Source organism: Nitratireductor aquibiodomus, assembly GCF_900105565.1.
Classification (GTDB): domain Bacteria; phylum Pseudomonadota; class Alphaproteobacteria; order Rhizobiales; family Rhizobiaceae; genus Nitratireductor; species Nitratireductor aquibiodomus.
Map to the genome: position 1 here is coordinate 3,323,852 of NZ_FNSL01000001.1, position 18,056 is coordinate 3,341,907.

An 18,056-nucleotide genomic window follows, 5' to 3' on the forward strand; every position below is an offset into this window, starting at 1 on the left:
GATGGCGCGCTTCATCTCCGCAATCGCAGCCCGCTTCGTCATCGCTCTGCCCTATCTGTGGCTGCTGGTGTTCTTCCTCGCGCCGTTTCTGATCGTCTTCAAGATTTCGCTTTCGGAACCGGCACTCGCCATGCCGCCCTATCAGCCGGTTTTCGACCTCTTCGCCGGATTTGCGGCGTTCTTCGAGAAAGCCCGCGCTCTTTCGTTCAGCAATTACCTGTGGCTTCTGGACGATCCGCTCTATGTGAATGCCTATCTTTCGAGCATCTGGATCGCCACGGTTTCGACCCTGATCACGCTGGCCGTGGGCTATCCCATCGCCTATGGCATGGCGCGTGCACCGGCCTCGATCAGGCCGACGCTGCTCATGCTGGTGATCCTGCCTTTCTGGACTAGCTTCCTGATCCGCGTCTATGCCTGGATCGGCATCCTGAAGCCGGAGGGGCTGCTCAACCAGTTCCTGATGTTCCTGGGGGTGATCGACGAGCCGCTCGTCATCCTCAACACCACGACCGCCATCTATATCGGCATCGTCTATTCCTATCTGCCCTTCATGGTTCTGCCGCTCTATTCGACGCTGGAAAAGATGGATGGGTCTCTGATCGAGGCTGCGCGCGATCTCGGCTGTCCGCCCATGGCTGCGTTCTGGAAGGTGACGTTCCCCATGTCTCTGCCGGGCGTGGTGGCCGGTTGCATGCTGGTGTTCATTCCGGCGGTGGGCGAATTCGTCATTCCCGATCTGCTCGGCGGATCGCAGACCCTGATGATCGGCAAGACACTCTGGACCGAGTTCTTCAACAATCGCGACTGGCCGGTTTCATCTGCCGTGGCGGTGATCCTCCTTTTGATCCTGATCGTGCCGATCATACTCTTCCAGCGCTCACAGGCGCGTTCACGCGAGGCGGGGAATTAGCATGGCTGGAAGCTGGGGACGCTTCAACATCGTGTCGCTCGTGCTGGGCTTTGCCTTTCTGTACCTGCCGATCCTTCTCCTGGTGATCTACTCGTTCAACGAGTCGCGTCTCGTCACGGTGTGGGCGGGCTTCTCGACGAAGTGGTATGTGGAGCTTTTCTCCAATCGTGGCCTGATGGATGCGGCCTGGGTGACGGCACGGGTTGCCTTCCTGTCGGCGACGGTGGCAACCGTGCTCGGCACGATGGCAGCCATTGCGCTGACACGTTACACGCGCTTTCGCGGCCGTCTCTTGTTCTCCGGCATGGTGTTCGCACCCCTCGTCATGCCGGAAGTCATCACCGGCCTTTCGCTTCTGCTTCTCTTCGTGGCGATCAATTTCGATCGCGGGTTTTTCACCGTCACGATCGCGCACATCACCTTCTCCATGTGTTTCGTTGCCGTGGTGGTTCAGTCCCGCCTCATGAGCTTTGACCAGTCGCTCGAAGAGGCTGCGCTCGATCTCGGCGCGACGCCGGTGAAGGCGTTTTTCCAGGTCACGTTGCCGGTGATTTTGCCAGCGGTGATTTCAGGCTGGATGCTGGCCTTCACCCTGTCACTCGACGATCTGGTGATTGCGAGCTTCACATCCGGCCCCGGTGCGACGACCCTGCCAATGAAGATCTACAGCCAGGTGCGCCTTGGTGTGACGCCGGAAATAAACGCGGTCTGCACCATACTGATCGGGATCGTGGCGATGGGCGTGATTGCCGCATCGATTGTCACCAAGCGGCAGGAAATTCAGCGTCGCCGCGACGAGCGGGCAGCCATGAGAGTGGTGGCCTGAGCGGGGCGAAGCCGGCTATTCGATCAGAAAGGGCGCGATAAAGGGCGCATTCCAGGAGCCGCCGACGAAGAAGGTTTCGCGCGGCCCCTGACCCGCACTGCTTTCCTCCGCGGCAGTCTCCTCGCCGGAAGGTGGCCCCGGCGGAAGAATGCTTCCGGAAAGGGCAATGCCGCGGCCGGCAAAAGGCACGAGCCCGCCGATTGTGATCTTTTCTCCGGTGCTCAGGCGCGCTTCCGCGGTATCGATCCATGCAATGCCGCCAGCCAGTGTGGCCTTCAAATCCGCGCCCTCGATGGGGAGTTCGCCATCGGCAATGTCCTGCAAGGGGAAAAAACTGCCCTTGTCGTTGTGCTCCCGAAAAGTCTCGAGATTGAGGCCGACAATGCTGCCCTTGCCGAAATTGGCCGAGATCGAACCGTCGGATGTTTCAAGGATCTGGTTCAGCGTTTCTCCATGCCCTTTCAGAAACACGGAAAACGACCCTTTGGCCTTCGGCATGAAGGCGGTGAAATGAAGCTTCTCTCCCATCAGACCGCCGTCGATGTTCTCGGCCGCAATGCGGAGCTCCGCATGATCGCGGCCTTCCACATTGTCGAGCCGGATGCCGAGCTGAAGCATGCCGCCAAACGCCGTGGCGTCGGAAATATCGAGGCTGACCAGCCCGTCGCGAACCTGTGCGGTTGCGGCCACGTCGGTCATCGACACGGATCCGGCTGTCGCCTGTGTGGCCGAAAGGCGAAGGTCGAAATTGAGATCATGCGCCCACGGAGCGGCCGCCGCCTGGGTTGGCGCGTCGGGCTCGGGCGCAAGGGTCTTCAGCAGCGTGCCGAGATCGAGTGCATTGAAGGCAAGCGTGCCGGAGATGGTCGGACGCTGATCGGTAAACGCCACGTCGAACACGCCGGTCGCGTTGCTATCCCCAAGACTGAACTCCGCGGTCTCGAACTTTATGCGCTTGGCATCGCCGATGATTGTGCTGCGAAGCTTCGCGGGCTTGATCGTGCTGCCGGGCCAGTCTTCCAGCAGGGTCCACTCCAGCACCCGCTGCAATGACGGGGCGGAGCTTTCCAGAGTCCCGTTGACGAAGGCTCCGCCAACGAGGTCGGCTTCTCCCTTGAAAGAGAGCGTCAGCGGCGCGCTTTTGACCGTAAGCGAAAGGGCGGTCTTGCCGCCGGCAAGCAGCAGGAGTGGCTCTTCCGTGGAAGCGTCAACAGTGATGCTTTCGCCATGCCAGATGCCTCTGGCGGAAAGGGTGGCGGCACGGTTGAGCGCAGGCCAGTTGAATGTCCCGGTGAAACCACTCAGAAGCGGCGGCCTGCTGGCTCCGCTTAGGGTGATCACGCGACCGTCCTCGACTTCGACCGTCGCAAAACTATCGCTCGGCAGTGCCGTTTTATCGGGTGCTGCGGGATCGGCGGCCAGCAGCTCGCGCGCCACCTCCACCGATTGGGCGAGCCTGCCCCAGTTCGGGATCGACGGCACGCGCATCATCCCGTCCGTATCGTCAAGCCGCAGGACCGGCCGCACGAGGCGTATTTTGGTGAAAACGACCTTGCCGCGCAGGGCCGCGAGCGCCGACAGGTCGACTTCGACACGCTCTGCTTCCATGACGGCGGCGGCGCCATCGTCGTTCCAGTCGGACAGAACGACGTCGTTCAGCACCGCGCTGAAAGAGGGCCAGACACGGATTTGGGGGGCATCGTCCAGCCGGACGCGATAGCCGCTCCAGGCGCTTAGCTGCTGGGCCACGCTGTCGCGCACGATCTGTGTAGAGGCCAGGATCGGCAGGCATACCACTACTGCCACCGCAAGGACGGCAGCAATCACCAGTGCCCATATGCTCTTCTTCATTGCCGACGAGGGCATGGAACCTCATCCCTGGCGCTCCGCCCGGCGAATTTCAAACCGGACTCAACGCTGTCTAACTGGTGGCTCTGAAATGCCACGGTGCAGCGATGCCGGCAAACCGACTTCACAGCTCCTTACGGGTTTAAACATGGCGTATGGCAATTCAAGGACTTGTCGCGCTGCAGGCGGGTATTGCACCGCTTTCTGCAATGCAATGGCCGGTTGGCCTGCGGTGCAGGGAATTGTTTCGCATGAGACCATTGCCGTTCCGGTGCGGAAACGCATAAGAAGAGCAATCGCCTGAACGGCAATGAGGAGGACAGGATGAGGGCAGCCGAGCCGCTTTGGAGACCATCTGAAACCCGGAAGAATGAGGCGCCCGTGTCGGCTTTTGCAAGGCGCGCCGAGAAGGTGGCCGGCCGTAGCCTGCCCGACTACGACGCGCTCCATGCCTGGTCGGTTGAAGATCGTGAGGCGTTCTGGTCGCTGGTCTGGGATTTCTGCGGCGTTATCGGCGACAGGGGCGAGCGCATTCTGGTCGATGGCGACCGCATGCCCGGGGCGTCATTTTTTCCCGATGCACGGCTGAACTTCGCGGAGAACCTTCTGCGCGGTTCGGGAAACGGCGATGCGGTGGTTTTTCGCGGCGAAGACAAGGTCGAGCGCCGGCTTTCCTGGGATGCGCTGCGTGCGCAGGTATCGCGTCTGCAGCAGCTCTTCCGTGACCGGGGCCTGAAAGCCGGTGACCGGGTAGCGGCGATGATGCCCAACATGCCCGAGACACTCGCAGCGATGCTCGCTGCCACGTCGCTTGGTGCCGTCTGGTCCTCCTGCTCTCCCGATTTCGGCATCCAGGGCGTGCTCGACCGGTTCGGTCAGATTGAGCCGACTGTCTTCATTGCGCCGGACGGCTACTGGTATGGCGGCAAGGCCTTCGATGTTTCAGACAAGACGGCGACGGTTCTCGACAAACTGCCGGGCGTTAAGCTGGCTTTGATTGTCGACTATCTCGGTAACGCGCAGGAGGCCGCCGCAAAGATCGACAGGGCCGAGGCCTATGACGAAGCGGTGGCAGGCTACGAGGCAGGTGAACTCGCCTTTGAGCGGTTCCCCTTTGCGCATCCGCTTTACATCCTGTTTTCTTCCGGCACGACCGGCATCCCGAAATGCATTGTGCATTCGGCGGGCGGCACGCTTCTCCAGCATGTGAAGGAGCATCGCCTGCATGCCGGACTCAAGCCCGGCGATCGGCTCTTCTACTTCACCACCTGTGGCTGGATGATGTGGAACTGGCTGATGAGCGGGCTGGCTTCCGAGGCCACGCTGCTGCTTTATGACGGTTCTCCGTTCCATCCCGACGGCAACGTGCTTTTCGACTATGCCGATGCCGAGGGCATGACCTATTTCGGCACGTCTGCCAAGTTCATCGATGCGGTGCGCAAGGCCGGCCTGAAGCCGATGGAAAGCCACGATCTCTCAACGGTCGAAACGATCTCGTCGACCGGCTCGCCGCTGGCGCCGGAAAACTTCGCCTTCGTCTACGAGGGGATCAAGAAGGACGTTCATCTCGCCTCGATCTCCGGCGGAACGGACATCGTGTCCTGCTTTGTGCTCGGTGTACCGACGCTGCCGGTCTGGGTCGGCGAGATCCAGGCGGCCGGGCTCGGCATGGCGGTCGAAGTCTGGGATGACGAAGGGCGTCCGCTTGAGCAAGGGAAGGGCGAGCTCGTGTGCACGCGCGCCTTCCCGGCAATGCCGATCGGATTCTGGAACGATCCGGAAGGCGAAAAATATCATGCGGCTTATTTCGACCGGTTCGACAATGTGTGGTGCCACGGCGATTTCGCCGAGTGGACGGAGCATGGCGGCATTGTCATCCATGGCCGTTCCGACGCGACGCTGAACCCCGGCGGCGTACGCATCGGCACGGCGGAAATCTACAACCAGGTCGAGCAGCTGCCGGAAATCCTCGAGGCGATCTGCATCGGTCAGGAGTGGGAAGACGATGTGCGGGTCGTGCTCTTCGTTCGGCTCGCCGATGACGTGGTGCTTGACGAGGCGCTGGAAAAGACCATCCGCACCAAGATCAGGACGGGAGCAAGCCCGCGTCATGTGCCTGCGCGCATCGTGGCCGTGGCGGACATTCCGCGCACCAAATCCGGCAAGATCACCGAACTTGCCGTACGCGACATCGTTCATGGCCGCGCGGTGAAAAACAGGGAAGCGCTTGCCAATCCCGAGGCGCTGGACCTTTACCGCGACATTCCCGAGCTTAGCACCTGATGTCGGCGCGGCTTGGTTAAGGAAGGATGAAGACGAAATTTACCGAGACTTCACAAGTGGTACGGTTCGGTAAATTTCTCCGCATTCCGGTAAGGTTCTGTTAAGGGTTTGCCCGCGATAGTGTCGGCTAACTTGACGAGCCGGACAAAGGTTCCTTCTGTTTATGCAGATGTTCGCCAAGCCCCGTTTTTGACAGCATTCAAGATCCTACAGGCGCCCTTTCCCGGGCGCTTTTTTTTGCCTGAACTGCCGGTGCGTCCACGCGTGCGCGGCACAGGCATACGCAAGCCTATTGGATGGATGTCAGGTGTTGTGGTCGCGCATCAGGGGGCGTGACAGAAGGATCACCGGCACGATGGCCGTGGCGATGATGAGGAGCGCGGCGACGGCACCATCCTCCACCACGCCGCGGGACGCGTTTTCATAAACGTGCGTGGCGAGCGTGCGGAAGCCGAAGGGGCGCAGGAGAATGGTCGCCGAAAGTTCCTTCACCGTGTCCACAAAGACGAGGATAGCCGCCGTCAGGATAGCCGGCTTCAGAAGCGGCAGGAGAATGCTCATGGCGCTCTGGTTCGCCGTCTTGCCGAGGCTGCGGGCTGCCTGATCCAGATTGGGAGGCAGTTTTTCCAGACCCGAGCGGACCGCGCTTTCAGCCAGTGCCAGAAAGCGGATCGTGCAGGCGATGACGATGGAGGCTGCCGTGCCGGTCAGGAGAAGCCCGGTGGAAAAGCCGCCATAGGTGCGTGCAGCGCTATCGACCGTGTTGTCGATGGCGGCGAGGGAGAGAAGCAGGCCGAGGCCGAGGATCGTGCCGGGCAGGGCATATCCGATGGAGGCAAGCCGCACCAGCGCCATGGTGTAGGGCGAGCGCGAGAGGCGCATGGCATTGAGAAGGAGAAGGGCGATGACAACGGTCGCGATGGCGGTGACGCTGGCCACTGTGACACTGGTCAGGAATGCCTGCAGAACTTGCGGATCCGCAAACTGGTAGAGCCGTTTCGAGACATAGCGGCCAAAGACGAAAAGCGGAACGCCGAAGCCCGACAGGATGGGCAGGATGAGGGCGCCGGTTGCGAGAATGCCTTTGAAGCCGGGGAGCGGCAGACGGGGCGGGCGCACATGCATCTGGGTGCCGCGTGCGCTGTGAAAGCGCTGTTTGCGGCGCGCCCATTGCTCGGCTGTCAGAAGCAGGAAGACGATGACAAGCATCACGGAAGCGATCTGCGCCGCCCCTTCGAGGCTCCCGCGATTGAGCCAGGTGGAATAGACCGACAGGGTGAGCGTGCGAACGCCGAGATATTCCACCGCGCCGATGTCGTTGAGTGTCTCCATCATCACCAGCGCAAGGCCTGCGACGATGGCCGGGCGGGCGACGGGCAGCAGGATACGGAAGAAGACACGCGCCGGCCGCGCGCCCAGCGTGCGCGCCACATCGGCAATATTGCGCCCCTGCATGAGAAAGACGACGCGGGCCGTGAGATAGACATAAGGGAAGGTGACGGACGTCACCACGAGGGCGGCGCCCCAGGTGGAGCGGATGTCGGGGAACCAGTAGTCGCGCGCGCTTTCGAAACCGAAGATGGCGCGGAACGTGCTCTGCAGCGGTCCGACATAGTGGAAGAATTCGCCAAAGGCATAGGCGGCCAGATAGGTGGGAACGGCGAGCGGCAGCACCAGCGCCCATGAGAGGAGCCGACGCAGCGGAAACTCGTAGCCGACCACCAGCCACGCCGATCCGACACCGATCACGGCTGTGCCCATGGCGACAAGTCCGAGCAGCGCGAGTGTCGTGCCGAGTGACTGGGGCAGCACGTAGCGCAGGAGATGCGGCCAGGCTTCGCCCGTGCCGGAAAGAGCGACGAAAAGGATCGTGGCGACGGGAAGAAGGACGGCCAGCGCGATCATGAGACTGCCGAGCCGCGCGGCGCCGTGGCGCTCTCCCCGAACGCGGGGGAAACGGTGTTCACGAAGGGGTGCTGTCGGCGCTGGCTGGAGGGGCATGGCTACAGGTGCGATACGATTGCGGGTGTCCCCGCAAATGCAAAAAGCCGGGCCCCGCAAAGGACCCGGCTTTTACGTGTTAACGATGGATCAGCTCGCCGGGCCGTCATCAAGACCGACACGGTCAACCATTTCGGAGGCCGCCTTGCGGTTCTTCGCGATCTCGGCAAGCGGCAGGCTGTCCGGCTTGATCTTGCCGAAGGACTGCACGGTTTCAGAAACCGTGGCGCCGGGAAGAACCGGATATTCGTAATTGGTCTCGGCATAGATCGACTGGGCCTCGGCGCTGCCCAGGAAGCGCATCAGCTCGAGCGCGTTGTCACGGTTCGGCGCGTGCTTCGCCATGGCCATGCCTGAGATATTGACATGAGTGCCGCGATCCTCGGAATTGGGGAACAGGACCTTCATCGAAGCGGCCCAGTCCTTCTGCTCCGGCTCTTTCTCATTGTTGATCATGAGGCCGACATAATAGGTGTTGCCGATGCCCAGATCGCACTCACCGGCATAGATGGCCTGCGCCTGCGCGCGGTCGTTGCCGCTCGGCTTGCGAGCGAGATTGGCCTTGAGGCCCTTCATCCACTCTTCTGCCTTTTCCTCGCCGAGATGGGCGATCATCGAGGCGAACAGGGCGATGTTGTAGTTGTGCTGGCCGCTGCGCATGCAGATCTTGCCCTTCCACTTGGGATCGGCAAGCTCTTCATAGGTGATGGTGTCCTGCTCGACGCGGTCCTTGGAGGCATAGACAACGCGGCCGCGCGTGGTGACGCCGAACCAGTGGCCTTCCGGATCGCGGAACTCGGAGGGAATTTCGGAATTTACCGTCTCGTCTTCGACGGTCTGGGTGATGCCCTTTTCCTTGGCATTCATCAGGCGGCCGATGTCGACCGTGAGGATGACGTCTGCCGGCGAATTGGAGCCTTCCGCGGCAATACGGTCCTCAAGCCCCTTGTCCAGGAAAAGGACTTCGGTCTCAATCCCGGTCTTCTCGGTGAAAGCGTCGAGCAGCGGCTGGATGAGGAAGGGCTGGCGGTAGGAATAGATGTTCACCGTTCCCTCGGCCTGGGCAGCAGGCAGGGTGGTGGCAAGCGTTCCCGCGGCGACAAGCGCGGCAAGACCGGCGCGGGCAGCGATCAGTTTGTTCGTCAGCATTGGTGTCTCCAAACCTTTGGGATTCAAGGTCCCAGGGAATGCGCAGCTCTTGCTCCGCAGTGCGGCTGTATCTCGCGGAAAAAACACCGATCGTCAAGAAAAATGCGAACAATATCATTAGTTTAGAAATATTCTAAACTACGAATGTCATCTTTTCTGACTGTGATCTGGCCGGCTGCTCAGTCGGCCAGTACGCGTGTCGGCGGAAATGAAACCTCGACAAGCGTGCCTTCGCCGGGCACCGAGTTGATGGCAAAGGCGGCACGATTGGCTTCTACCATGGCGCGGGTCAGCGGCAGGCCTAGGCCGGTCCCGTCACCACGTTTGCGCTTCAAGCTGTTGATTTGCTTGAAAGGCTTTAGCGCTTCCTCGATTTCTGCCGGGCTCATGCCGATGCCGGTGTCGCGCACGCGCATGATGACCGACCCGTCCGAACTATAGGCTGTCGAGATGATCACCTGGCCGCCGGCGGGCGTGTAACGCACCGCATTGGACAGAAGGTTGAGCGCGATCTGGCGAACGCTGCGCGGGTCGGCGACCACATCCGGCAGATTCGAGGCGAAGCTCGAACGGATGATGACGCGCTCTCGATTGGCCTGCGGCTGCATCATGGCCACGGTTTCGCCGAGCACATCGTTGAGCGACACCGCCTCATAGTGCATCTCCTGCTCGCCGGCTTCGATCTTGGAAATGTCCAGCAGATCGTTGACGAGATCGAGCACATGATTGCCCGAACGGTTGATGTCCTGCAGATAGTCGCGGTAGCGGTCATTGCCGATGGGGCCGAACTTTTCATCGAGCATCAGCTCGGAAAAGCCGATGATCGCGTTGAGCGGTGTCCGCACCTCGTGGCTGACACGCGCCAGAAACTCCGACTTCTGCGAGGAGGCACGCTCGGCCTCGGCGCGCGCCTGGGTCAGCTCCTCCGCAGCGCGTTTCCATTGCGTCACATCGCGCAGGACAGCGCAGAAACCGCTGCTGTGCGGCAGGCGCCCCATGGTCATGAAAAGCGGGATGAAACGCCCCTGGGCCTCGCGCCCGATCACTTCCAGGCCGTCATTGAGGACGCTGGCAACGCCATTGTCGGAAAGGCTTTCCAGATGCGTCCTCACCGCTCCCTGGCTTTCGATGGCGAAGAGTGCGGTGAAGGGTTTGCCGGTTACATCCTGATCGTCAAAACCGAAAAGCGCTTCCGCCGGCCGATTGGTCGAGCGGACATTGCCGTCATTGTCGATGACCACCACGCCATCCGTCGCCGTATCGACGATGGCCCGCATCTCGGCCAGATGCATCTGCAGCTCGGCGGTCTGGGCGTCGAGTTCGGCGTCGCTCACCGCTTCGGCTTGCGCATCGGCTGCGCCTGTTCCCGCGATTGCGGCAACGGCTTCTGTCCCGGTTTCGATGGGTTGCAGCGCAAGAAGCAGAGCCTTTCCATCGCGCCAGGGAACAGACTGAAGATGCGCGTGCACATCAAGCTCGTCGCCCTGAGCCGTCCTGATTTTCAAAGCCTGCGCGTCGGCAGGGGCCTGCGAAACCTCGTAGCTTTCAGGGAAAAGCACGTCGAGACCGCCGCTTGCCTCAAGCGTTTTCAAGTCCACGTAGCCGGTCAGATCGAAAAAGGCGCTGTTGGCATAGTGGAGCGTGTCTCCCGCATGAATTACGATGGGCAGCGGCAGACCGGCCAGGAGGCCGGGGCTGTTTCCGTCACTGTCGGCAGGCATGGTGTAGAACGCCGACGGAACGATGGCCGAAGACGACATCCGTGGGGCGGGCACATCTTCGGAACGCGCTCCGGCAGGCTTTGACTGCACGTCACCCTTGACCGGTTCCTCGCTCTTTGAGGAGGCCGGCACTTCTTCTTCTGCGTTTACATCGCCGGTTGCGTCCGGTGTGGTGTCCGGTTCCGTATCGCCTGTACCGGGTGAAACGGTGTCGGGCGAAGCATCGAGGTTTTCGGGTTCCTGCTCCTGCTGGTTTTCCTGGCGCAGTCGCTCACCGATCTCCCGGAAAGCCGTCGTTTCCGTCGGCGACAGCCCGCCTTCCGTGGCCGGTGCAGCGCGATGTTCGGCGAGACGGATGATCTTGACCGGCTCATGTTCAGCGTCACCGACGGATTCCGGTGCCGGTTCGGAAAGGTCCTCGGCCGGCCCGTGGTCATCGAGCGGCAGCGGCTCCGTGGTCTCTTCGTCTGCAGATTCCGTGGCCGGGTCCGTCGGCGTGTCGCGTGTCGGCAGGGGAGCGCCAGGTGTCAGCACGAGGCCGATGCCCTCCGGGTCTGTCACCGCGTCGTTCATACGCGCCAGACCGAACCCGTGAAACCCTTCGAAGATACGGCCGCGGCCATAGATGGGCAGGGCGGCCAGATCGACCGGAATTTTGAGATCCGTGCCTTCCAGTGGCCACATGACGGTCCTGCCGGACCAGGTGTCGCGGCGCTCGAGCAACGCCGAAATGCGCCCTTCGGGATCGAGCCCGAACGCGTTTGAGACATCGCGGAAGCGCCGGCCCATCACATCGGCCGCCGCCGGGCCAACCGCCTCGGCAAAGGCGTCCGACAGCGCAGTAAAACGGCCTTCCGCGTCCGTGCGCCAGGCAAAACGGACCGTTCCTCGTGGTCGCTCCACCGGAGCCGAAGGTGCGCTTTCCGCTTCATCTTTGATCGGGCCGGCAGGGGCGCCATCCACAATGACCTGCGGGCCTTCCGGCGCAGTTTCATCGTTGCTGTTGCTCTCGACCGGCGGCGGGCCATCGACAGGTGCCGGTGTGCCGTCCGGTTCTTCCGAAGCCGAAACAGTCGCTGGCGCGTCGGCCACAGGGTTTTCGGCGTCCGAAACAGTCGGTGGCGGCGTGGTGCCCCCGGTCGTTAGAACCGGCTGCGGAGGCTGAGGCTCATCCTGCTGAAGCGGTGCGTTCTGCTCGTCGACGACGACAAGCAGATGCCAGGCGGGATCGTCAGTCAGCCTGGCAAAAGCGGCGGGCCGGCGGCGCCCGCCGCCCTCCACCATGCGCTTGACCAGGCGGTCTTCCTCATCGCGCACTTCGCCAACCAGCGCGCGCAGCGTTTCGCGCTCTATACCGAGCGCCTGGAAACTGCCCGAGGCAGCGGCAACGAGGCCATGCTCATCCACAAGAGCGGCGAACTGGTCTGCGGCGTCGAAGCCTTCAACGGCAGCTGTGGCGCGGAAACTGTCCTCGCGCATGCGGGTCGAAACCGCCTTGCGCGCGAGAAGAATAGCCTCTTCGCCACCGGGCAAAACGACTGTGGATGCGCTCAGATTGACAATGGGCGATCTGAGCCCACGCCCAAGGCGTGTGGCGACGGTGCGTTCGCTGGAAATTCTCGGAAAGCCGGGGGTGGCAGAGATTTGACGCCGGGTCGTCATGGACAGGCCGCTTTCGGCGCCGATCGCCTCGTCGATGTTGCGATGGCCGATCATTGCCGCCCCGGGGCCGTTTGCCCAGATCACCGTGTCGAGCGCCGTGGTGAGGATGAGCAGTGCGTCGCCGGCGGCAAAGCGCTCGCGCACCTGATTGAGAACCGCAATGTCAACGAAGGAATATGAGACAGACGCCATTCAAACGAGCCAGACAATTTTTCTTCACGCGGGTCGGCCGAAGATTCGCAGGGCGCGACAACCGCAACGGTTCAAACAGCATCGGGCTGCCATCCTCAACCGCAGAACGCGGCATCCCGACAACGACGTTAACACCTTATTAATAAAAGCATGTGGCGGCGAGGTCCACAAATGCCAATGGCGCGTGAGCACGAATTCTCGCTGATTGGTTAACTGCAGACAGGCAAAATGCTGCATCGCAACAATGATGTTGCAATGCACAATAACCGATGCTATATAGCCACCATGAATTGTCGGGCGGGTGTCAACCCTACGGAGAACCGCCATGAACGAGAACCAAAGGACCGCGGATATGACCAAGACCACGCAGAAGGACAACGGGACCGCTGAGTTCCCGACGTTTGACGCGACGCAGGCGAGCGAGCAGTTCCGCGCTTTCGCCGAAAAGAGCGCCGAGCAGACGAAAGAAGTTTATGCCCGCATGAAGGTGAATGCCGAAGAGACCCAGAAGGCTCTTGAGGCGACCTTTGAGAATGCGAAATCGGCTGGCAACGAGTTCACCACGAAGTCGATTGCCGCGCTGCGCGAGGGCACCGAAGCCAACCTGGCCCATCTTGAGGCTCTTGCTGGCGCCCGCTCCTTCGCCGAGCTGATCGAGATGCAGAGCAACTTCATGCGCAAGCGCATGGAAGTGGCTGTGGACCAGATCAAGGATTTTCAGGCTGCCTCGCAGAAGTCGGCCGAAACCGTGGCCAAGCCGATGAAGGACGTCTTCGAGAAGACCGTCAAGGAACTGCGCGTCGCCTGAGGCGTTTAGCGCTTAGAAAAGTCCGGCAGCGCACTCCTCCTCCCGTCGCTGCCGAGTGGGACCGAAACCTCCTCCCTTCGGTCCCTTGTGAAAAAGACCGGGATCCTCCCCCCGGTCTTTTTTCTTTTGTTCTTTTGGCTTGAAAAAGCGATCATTTGCCCGTATTGACGCGGCTGCCGGTCACCGGTCGTGTGCGGTTGTAGCTCAGTTGGTTAGAGCGCAGGATTGTGGCTCCTGAGGTCGGTGGTTCGAATCCACCCAACCGTACCATTTCCCCCAAGTTCCATTCCGATTACATCGTTCATCGCCGCGCCCGGCTGTGCTGTAGCGGCAGGGCGAGCCTTGATGCGATCGGGACTGTCCGAAAGGCGCGGCTGGCGGGTCCTGAACCGGCCCGACATCGGCAACCTACGCCTTTTTATCATTTGCCGATCGGTGATCGTTCTCCCAGACTGCCGGCATGCCTGCGGATGGGAGGATGATATGGGCGTTCTGGTCGACGAGAAATTCTGGGTGATGGCGACAAACCGGATGTGGCTGAGTTTCCCGCCGCCTGACCGGCCCATCTCAAACGAGGAACTGGCCGAGATCCTGGAAATCGGTTGCCGGACCTTCTCCGAGGTGCTTGCCGATCCGGATTACGCAAGGGATCTCGAGGAAGTCACCGCCCTGCGCGACACTGTCGATACCAATGCACCGGGGTGGCTTGAGGATTTTCGCGGCTTCTTCGAAAGATTCGCGCAGCGCGAGCGCGCGCTTCTCGTACAGTCCCAGATGGACGAACGGGTCGCGGTCCGGTTGCTGACTGCGCTTCAGGATGTAGTTGTGGGAACCGGTGAGGCCGAGAACTGGATTGCCGAGGCCGAGAATCTTGATCGCCTGTTCCACAATGCGCGAGACATTTGCTGCGGCTATGCCGAGCGGGCCAGAAGGGAAGCGATCCAGGCGACGCCTGAAGAACGCAGCAAACTGGTCCACGATGCACTCGAACTCGTCGGAGGCGGCGCCATGATTGCGATCGACACGACCGCATGGGAGCCCACGTCAATCATCGGCGGGGGCCTGTTGATCTACGGTGTGGTGCGACGGCGCCTGTAGGCCGCTTCATAGTGGGAATCGAAGGCGCGCCCCGCCGGTTTTGATATCTTCATTGCCGCACTGCCAGTCGGGTTCACCCGAGTGCGAAAAGCGCCGGGAGCGGGTATAATCTCACCTGCTGACGCAGGAGCCGCGATCTGAGGTGAAGCCGGGGAGGATTGTAAGGCCGATGAAAGACCTGTTTCGACTGTCGCGTTACCATTGGCTGTTTCTGTTTCTGGTCATGGCGTTCTGCGCGTTCGCCACCGCGTTCCTGTCTTTTCAGCTGATCAACATCGCCATGGCGAATCTGGAATTTATCGCCACCCACGGCCTGATGGGCATCATCGATGGAGGGCTCTTGCAGTTCCTTTCCATTCTCGCCAAGGGGATTCTGATCGTAATCCTGTATTTCTGCTTCAAGGGGATGGAAGCGGAACTGCTTCAGCGGTGGAGACGGATCGGCCGCTGAGTATAGGGGGGAATTACGCGGCGAGCGCGATCTCGACGCGATTCCGGCCTGCTTCCTTGGCACGGTAGAGCGCCATGTCTGCGCGTTTGAAAGCAGTCGCAAACGGCTCGACATCTTCGACGCCGTCGCTGGCGTAGAGACCGATGCTCACGCTCAGATTGATCTCCAGCGTGCCTTCGTGGCGATAGGGCGTGCCGGCAACGGCCTTGCGAAGGCGCTCGCCGAGGCCGAAGGCGCGTTTTGCATCATGCGACGGGAGAACGAGCGCGATCTCTTCGCCGCCATAGCGGGCCACGAGGTCGGTCTTTCGCACATTGGAGCGGACGAGAACGGCCAGATGCTGCAGAACCTTGTCGCCGACATCGTGCCCGTGTGCATCGTTAATCTGTTTGAAATGATCGATGTCGATCAGCATCAGTGCGCAGGCATCGCCGCGCTGGCTTGCCGCTTCCATCAGGTCGGGGCCGCGCATGTCGAAGGCGCGCCGGTTTGCAAGCCGTGTCAGAGAATCGGTGGAGGCTTCCCGCGTCAGTGTGTTCTCGCGCTCAAACTGGCGCTTCTGCCGATCAACAATGCCGCCGACAATCATCGTGCCGAGAATGTTCATGACGAGCATCACCGGGCCCACTTTCATCAAGATGGCCACGGCTGTTTCAAAAGGCAGCAGAAACATCGAGACGAGCGAAGCGGCGCAGAAGACACCGAGCACGGCGAATGCGAAAAGCCCGGTGCGCCGGCGTTTGAAATGGAGGGCGAAAACAATGCCGGCAGCAGCACACATCAATATGCCGACGCCACCAGGGAGCGCCCCGGCACCGCCCAGCCAGAGCCTGTAGGCGAAAGCGGCAAGCGTGGTGGCACCGACGGCGAGCCACCCTCCGAAGCTCATGGCAAGAATGACGAAAGCATTGCGCAAATCGAAGATGATGCCGGGTGCAACCTCCACCGGGAGCGTCATCGAGCCGACGGCACCGGCGGCGAAGACAAGTGCAACCAGCGTATGCCGTACGCTCGGCGTCGGGCAGCTGCGCAGGACGATGTCGTAGAATAGTGCAGCGATTGCGGCGATCCCCAAATTCTGCAAAACGCCGGAAACCAGCATCGCTGTCGTCATCACACCATCCTCATTCTGCCGGAATGCTACAGGTTCAAGGTTTCGATGCGGTAAAGGACGATTGGTATTCGTCCCGGTTGCGTAGAACTGGAGCTAAAACAGACTTCCCTGACCCTTAGGCCCGTCATTCGGCGGCTTGCTCTTCTTCGTGGCCGCAACGGCCTTGCGGCCATCGCTGGCAGCCACCGCGCGGGCAACGCCGTCGGCAAACTGAATCTGCAGCTCAAGGCCGGGCTGGATGTCCACGGCACGCTTCAACGGCAGGTCGTCGGGGCCGCGCACAAGCGCAAAACCCCGTTCCAGAACGCCTTCATGGGAAAGCGATCTGGCGAGCCGCATGGCCTGATCCGCACTCGCGTGGCCCTGCTTCAACAAAATGTCGACCTGCGTGTCCGCCCGGCGCCGCGCCTGGGAAAGACGGTCGCGCCAATAGGCAATACGCTGGTTGAGCGCCATGGGGGAAACGCGTGCCGCATCGCGGTCGAACCGGGTGCGCTGGGCGCGCACGAGAGAAAGAAACACGCCCGGCAGCCGCTCGCCGGAGGCAGCCGTGCGGCGGCGCGCTTCAATGAGGCGGCGTTCAAGCGTTGCGGGCGAAAGGCGCAGGCTGTTGAATGCGATGCGCTTGCGCTGTGTCGCTGCTGTGAGTGCGCGGCCAAGCCGCCCTGCAGCTTCGTCAAAGCGCCTGCGCGGCAGGGCAAGAAGCTGATCGGGAGAGGGCAGGGCGCGCGAAAGCGCGCGCAGCGCCTGCCGCTTGCGATCGCCCTCGCGTGAAATCGCGCCCTTGAGACGCGCGGAAAGCCGGGCGAGGGATGCTTCAAGCTCGGCCCTGACCGGCACCGCCATTTCCGCAGCACCCGTCGGCGTGGGCGCGCGCCGGTCGGCGGCGAGGTCGATCAGCGTCCAGTCCGTCTCATGGCCGACAGCGGAAATCACCGGGATGTCGGAGGCTGCGACGGCGCGCACCACGGCTTCGTCGTTAAAGCCCCAGAGATCCTCCAGGCTGCCGCCGCCGCGCGCGACGATCAGGAGATCCGGCCGGGGCAGGGGACCTTCCCCGGGCAGCGCATTGAAGCCGGCCACGGCGTTGGAAACTTCATCACCGGTGGTCTCGCCCTGCACGCGGACGGGCCAGACCATGACGTGTACGGGAAAGCGGTCGGAAATCCGGTGGATGATATCGCGGATAACAGCCCCGGTGGGCGAGGTCACCACGCCGATGACGCGCGGCATGAAGGGCAGGGGCTTCTTGCGGCTGTCGTCGAACAGCCCTTCGGCGGCAAGCTTCTTCTTGCGCTCTTCCAGAAGCGCCATGAGCGCGCCGGCACCGGCCGGCTCGACGCTGTCGATCACGATCTGATATTTGGACGAGCCCGGATAGGTGGTCAGTTTGCCGGTGGCGATAATCTCCAGCCCTTCCTGCGGCAGGAATTTGAGCTTGGAGAAGACACCGCGCCAGATCACGGCTTCAAGCCGCGCACGATCGTCCTTGAGGGCGAAATAGGCGTGGCCGGAGGAATGCGGACCGCGATAGCCGGAGACTTCGCCGCGCACGCGCACATGGCCGAACGCGTCTTCCACGGTGCGCTTCAGGGCACCGGAAATCTCGCTGACGGAAAACTCCGCGACATTGCTCTGCGAATCGGCTTGGCGGGATGTGTTCATGGCACGGAATTGAGACGGGTCGCGCAGGCAGGGTCAAGCCCGTGGGAAAGTTCCATCCACATGGTTCCCCAGGGTCAGGACCTATTAATATGATCACAATGGCGTTCGATAGACCAAGAGATGCAAGGAGAAGCCCGCAGAGCGGGGTCTTCCCCCCGGTCAAGGGGTTTGACGCGGCAGATCGCCGGTCTATCGAGCGTCCTTCGGATCGGCCTGATTTGCACGGCCTACTTTGTCGCAAGACCTTGAAAGACGTGAAGTCTTCCTGCGGTCCTGCTTCGCGTATCCGCACAGATCAGGCCGACCATTGCGACCATATTAATAG

At 61.6% G+C, this 18,056-nt stretch carries 12 protein-coding genes and 1 tRNA gene; 7 read left to right on the forward strand and 6 right to left on the reverse strand.

Annotated elements, in window-relative coordinates; translation table 11 throughout:
• Window position 1 precedes the first annotated feature (1 nt).
• Window positions 2-913 (forward strand): ABC transporter permease subunit, encoded by a 912-nt coding sequence (locus tag BLW55_RS15680; RefSeq protein ID WP_090329423.1) that lies wholly within the window; start codon window positions 2-4, stop codon window positions 911-913.
• 1 nt (window position 914) lies between these two features.
• Window positions 915-1,739, forward strand: coding sequence for an ABC transporter permease (locus BLW55_RS15685; protein ID WP_007008995.1), 825 nt, complete (start codon window positions 915-917; stop codon window positions 1,737-1,739).
• A gap of 15 nt (window positions 1,740-1,754) precedes the next feature.
• Here BLW55_RS15685 and BLW55_RS15690 read toward each other — a convergent pair whose 3' ends face one another.
• The gene (locus tag BLW55_RS15690) at window positions 1,755-3,605 is read right to left on the reverse strand and encodes an AsmA family protein (RefSeq protein ID WP_244509101.1); all 1,851 of its coding nucleotides are present in this window, start codon (window positions 3,603-3,605) and stop codon (window positions 1,755-1,757) included.
• Between the two features lie 306 nt (window positions 3,606-3,911).
• Here BLW55_RS15690 and BLW55_RS15695 point away from each other — a divergent pair, with 306 nt between their 5' ends.
• The gene (locus BLW55_RS15695) at window positions 3,912-5,870 is read left to right on the forward strand and encodes an acetoacetate--CoA ligase (protein ID WP_090329425.1); all 1,959 of its coding nucleotides are present in this window, start codon (window positions 3,912-3,914) and stop codon (window positions 5,868-5,870) included.
• 303 nt (window positions 5,871-6,173) lie between these two features.
• Here the strand turns inward: BLW55_RS15695 and BLW55_RS15700 are convergent, their stop codons facing one another.
• From BLW55_RS15700 to BLW55_RS15710, 3 genes are all read right to left on the reverse strand, one after another.
• On the reverse strand, window positions 6,174-7,871 hold the full coding sequence (locus BLW55_RS15700; protein WP_425286765.1) for an ABC transporter permease: 1,698 nt from the start codon (window positions 7,869-7,871) through the stop codon (window positions 6,174-6,176).
• 90 nt (window positions 7,872-7,961) lie between these two features.
• Window positions 7,962-9,020, reverse strand: a complete 1,059-nt coding sequence (locus BLW55_RS15705; RefSeq protein WP_007008991.1) for a Fe(3+) ABC transporter substrate-binding protein — start codon at window positions 9,018-9,020, stop codon at window positions 7,962-7,964.
• A 179-nt stretch (window positions 9,021-9,199) separates the two neighbouring features.
• Complete coding sequence (locus tag BLW55_RS15710; RefSeq protein WP_090329426.1) at window positions 9,200-12,595, reverse strand: histidine kinase dimerization/phospho-acceptor domain-containing protein; 3,396 nt, start codon at window positions 12,593-12,595, stop codon at window positions 9,200-9,202.
• 325 nt (window positions 12,596-12,920) lie between these two features.
• Here BLW55_RS15710 and BLW55_RS15715 point away from each other — a divergent pair, with 325 nt between their 5' ends.
• The 4 genes from BLW55_RS15715 to BLW55_RS15730 all read left to right on the forward strand — a co-directional run bounded on the left by BLW55_RS15715 (window position 12,921) and on the right by BLW55_RS15730 (window position 14,952).
• Complete coding sequence (locus tag BLW55_RS15715; protein WP_090329427.1) at window positions 12,921-13,403, forward strand: phasin; 483 nt, start codon at window positions 12,921-12,923, stop codon at window positions 13,401-13,403.
• A 193-nt stretch (window positions 13,404-13,596) separates the two neighbouring features.
• Window positions 13,597-13,673, forward strand: a tRNA-His gene (locus tag BLW55_RS15720).
• A 213-nt stretch (window positions 13,674-13,886) separates the two neighbouring features.
• Window positions 13,887-14,501 (forward strand): hypothetical protein, encoded by a 615-nt coding sequence (locus tag BLW55_RS15725; protein ID WP_007008988.1) that lies wholly within the window; start codon window positions 13,887-13,889, stop codon window positions 14,499-14,501.
• 169 nt (window positions 14,502-14,670) lie between these two features.
• Window positions 14,671-14,952, forward strand: coding sequence for a hypothetical protein (locus BLW55_RS15730; RefSeq protein WP_007008987.1), 282 nt, complete (start codon window positions 14,671-14,673; stop codon window positions 14,950-14,952).
• A 13-nt stretch (window positions 14,953-14,965) separates the two neighbouring features.
• On the opposite strand, the gene BLW55_RS15735 is transcribed toward BLW55_RS15730, so the two are convergent.
• On the reverse strand, window positions 14,966-16,066 hold the full coding sequence (locus BLW55_RS15735; RefSeq protein ID WP_007008986.1) for a diguanylate cyclase: 1,101 nt from the start codon (window positions 16,064-16,066) through the stop codon (window positions 14,966-14,968).
• A gap of 93 nt (window positions 16,067-16,159) precedes the next feature.
• Window positions 16,160-17,731 (reverse strand): exodeoxyribonuclease VII large subunit, encoded by a 1,572-nt coding sequence (gene xseA / locus BLW55_RS15740; protein ID WP_090329428.1) that lies wholly within the window; start codon window positions 17,729-17,731, stop codon window positions 16,160-16,162.
• Between the last annotated feature and the right edge of the window lie 325 nt (window positions 17,732-18,056).

Coding starts and splice junctions, on each gene's coding strand:
- BLW55_RS15680 (WP_090329423.1), top strand. CDS start 2: ATGGCGCGCTTCATCTCCGCAATCGCAGCCCGCTTCGTCATCGCTCTG.
- BLW55_RS15685 (WP_007008995.1), top strand. CDS start 915: ATGGCTGGAAGCTGGGGACGCTTCAACATCGTGTCGCTCGTGCTGGGC.
- BLW55_RS15690 (WP_244509101.1), bottom strand. CDS start 3,605: ATGCCCTCGTCGGCAATGAAGAAGAGCATATGGGCACTGGTGATTGCT.
- BLW55_RS15695 (WP_090329425.1), top strand. CDS start 3,912: ATGAGGGCAGCCGAGCCGCTTTGGAGACCATCTGAAACCCGGAAGAAT.
- BLW55_RS15700 (WP_425286765.1), bottom strand. CDS start 7,871: ATGCCCCTCCAGCCAGCGCCGACAGCACCCCTTCGTGAACACCGTTTC.
- BLW55_RS15705 (WP_007008991.1), bottom strand. CDS start 9,020: ATGCTGACGAACAAACTGATCGCTGCCCGCGCCGGTCTTGCCGCGCTT.
- BLW55_RS15710 (WP_090329426.1), bottom strand. CDS start 12,595: ATGGCGTCTGTCTCATATTCCTTCGTTGACATTGCGGTTCTCAATCAG.
- BLW55_RS15715 (WP_090329427.1), top strand. CDS start 12,921: ATGAACGAGAACCAAAGGACCGCGGATATGACCAAGACCACGCAGAAG.
- BLW55_RS15725 (WP_007008988.1), top strand. CDS start 13,887: ATGGGCGTTCTGGTCGACGAGAAATTCTGGGTGATGGCGACAAACCGG.
- BLW55_RS15730 (WP_007008987.1), top strand. CDS start 14,671: ATGAAAGACCTGTTTCGACTGTCGCGTTACCATTGGCTGTTTCTGTTT.
- BLW55_RS15735 (WP_007008986.1), bottom strand. CDS start 16,066: ATGACGACAGCGATGCTGGTTTCCGGCGTTTTGCAGAATTTGGGGATC.
- xseA (WP_090329428.1), bottom strand. CDS start 17,731: ATGAACACATCCCGCCAAGCCGATTCGCAGAGCAATGTCGCGGAGTTT.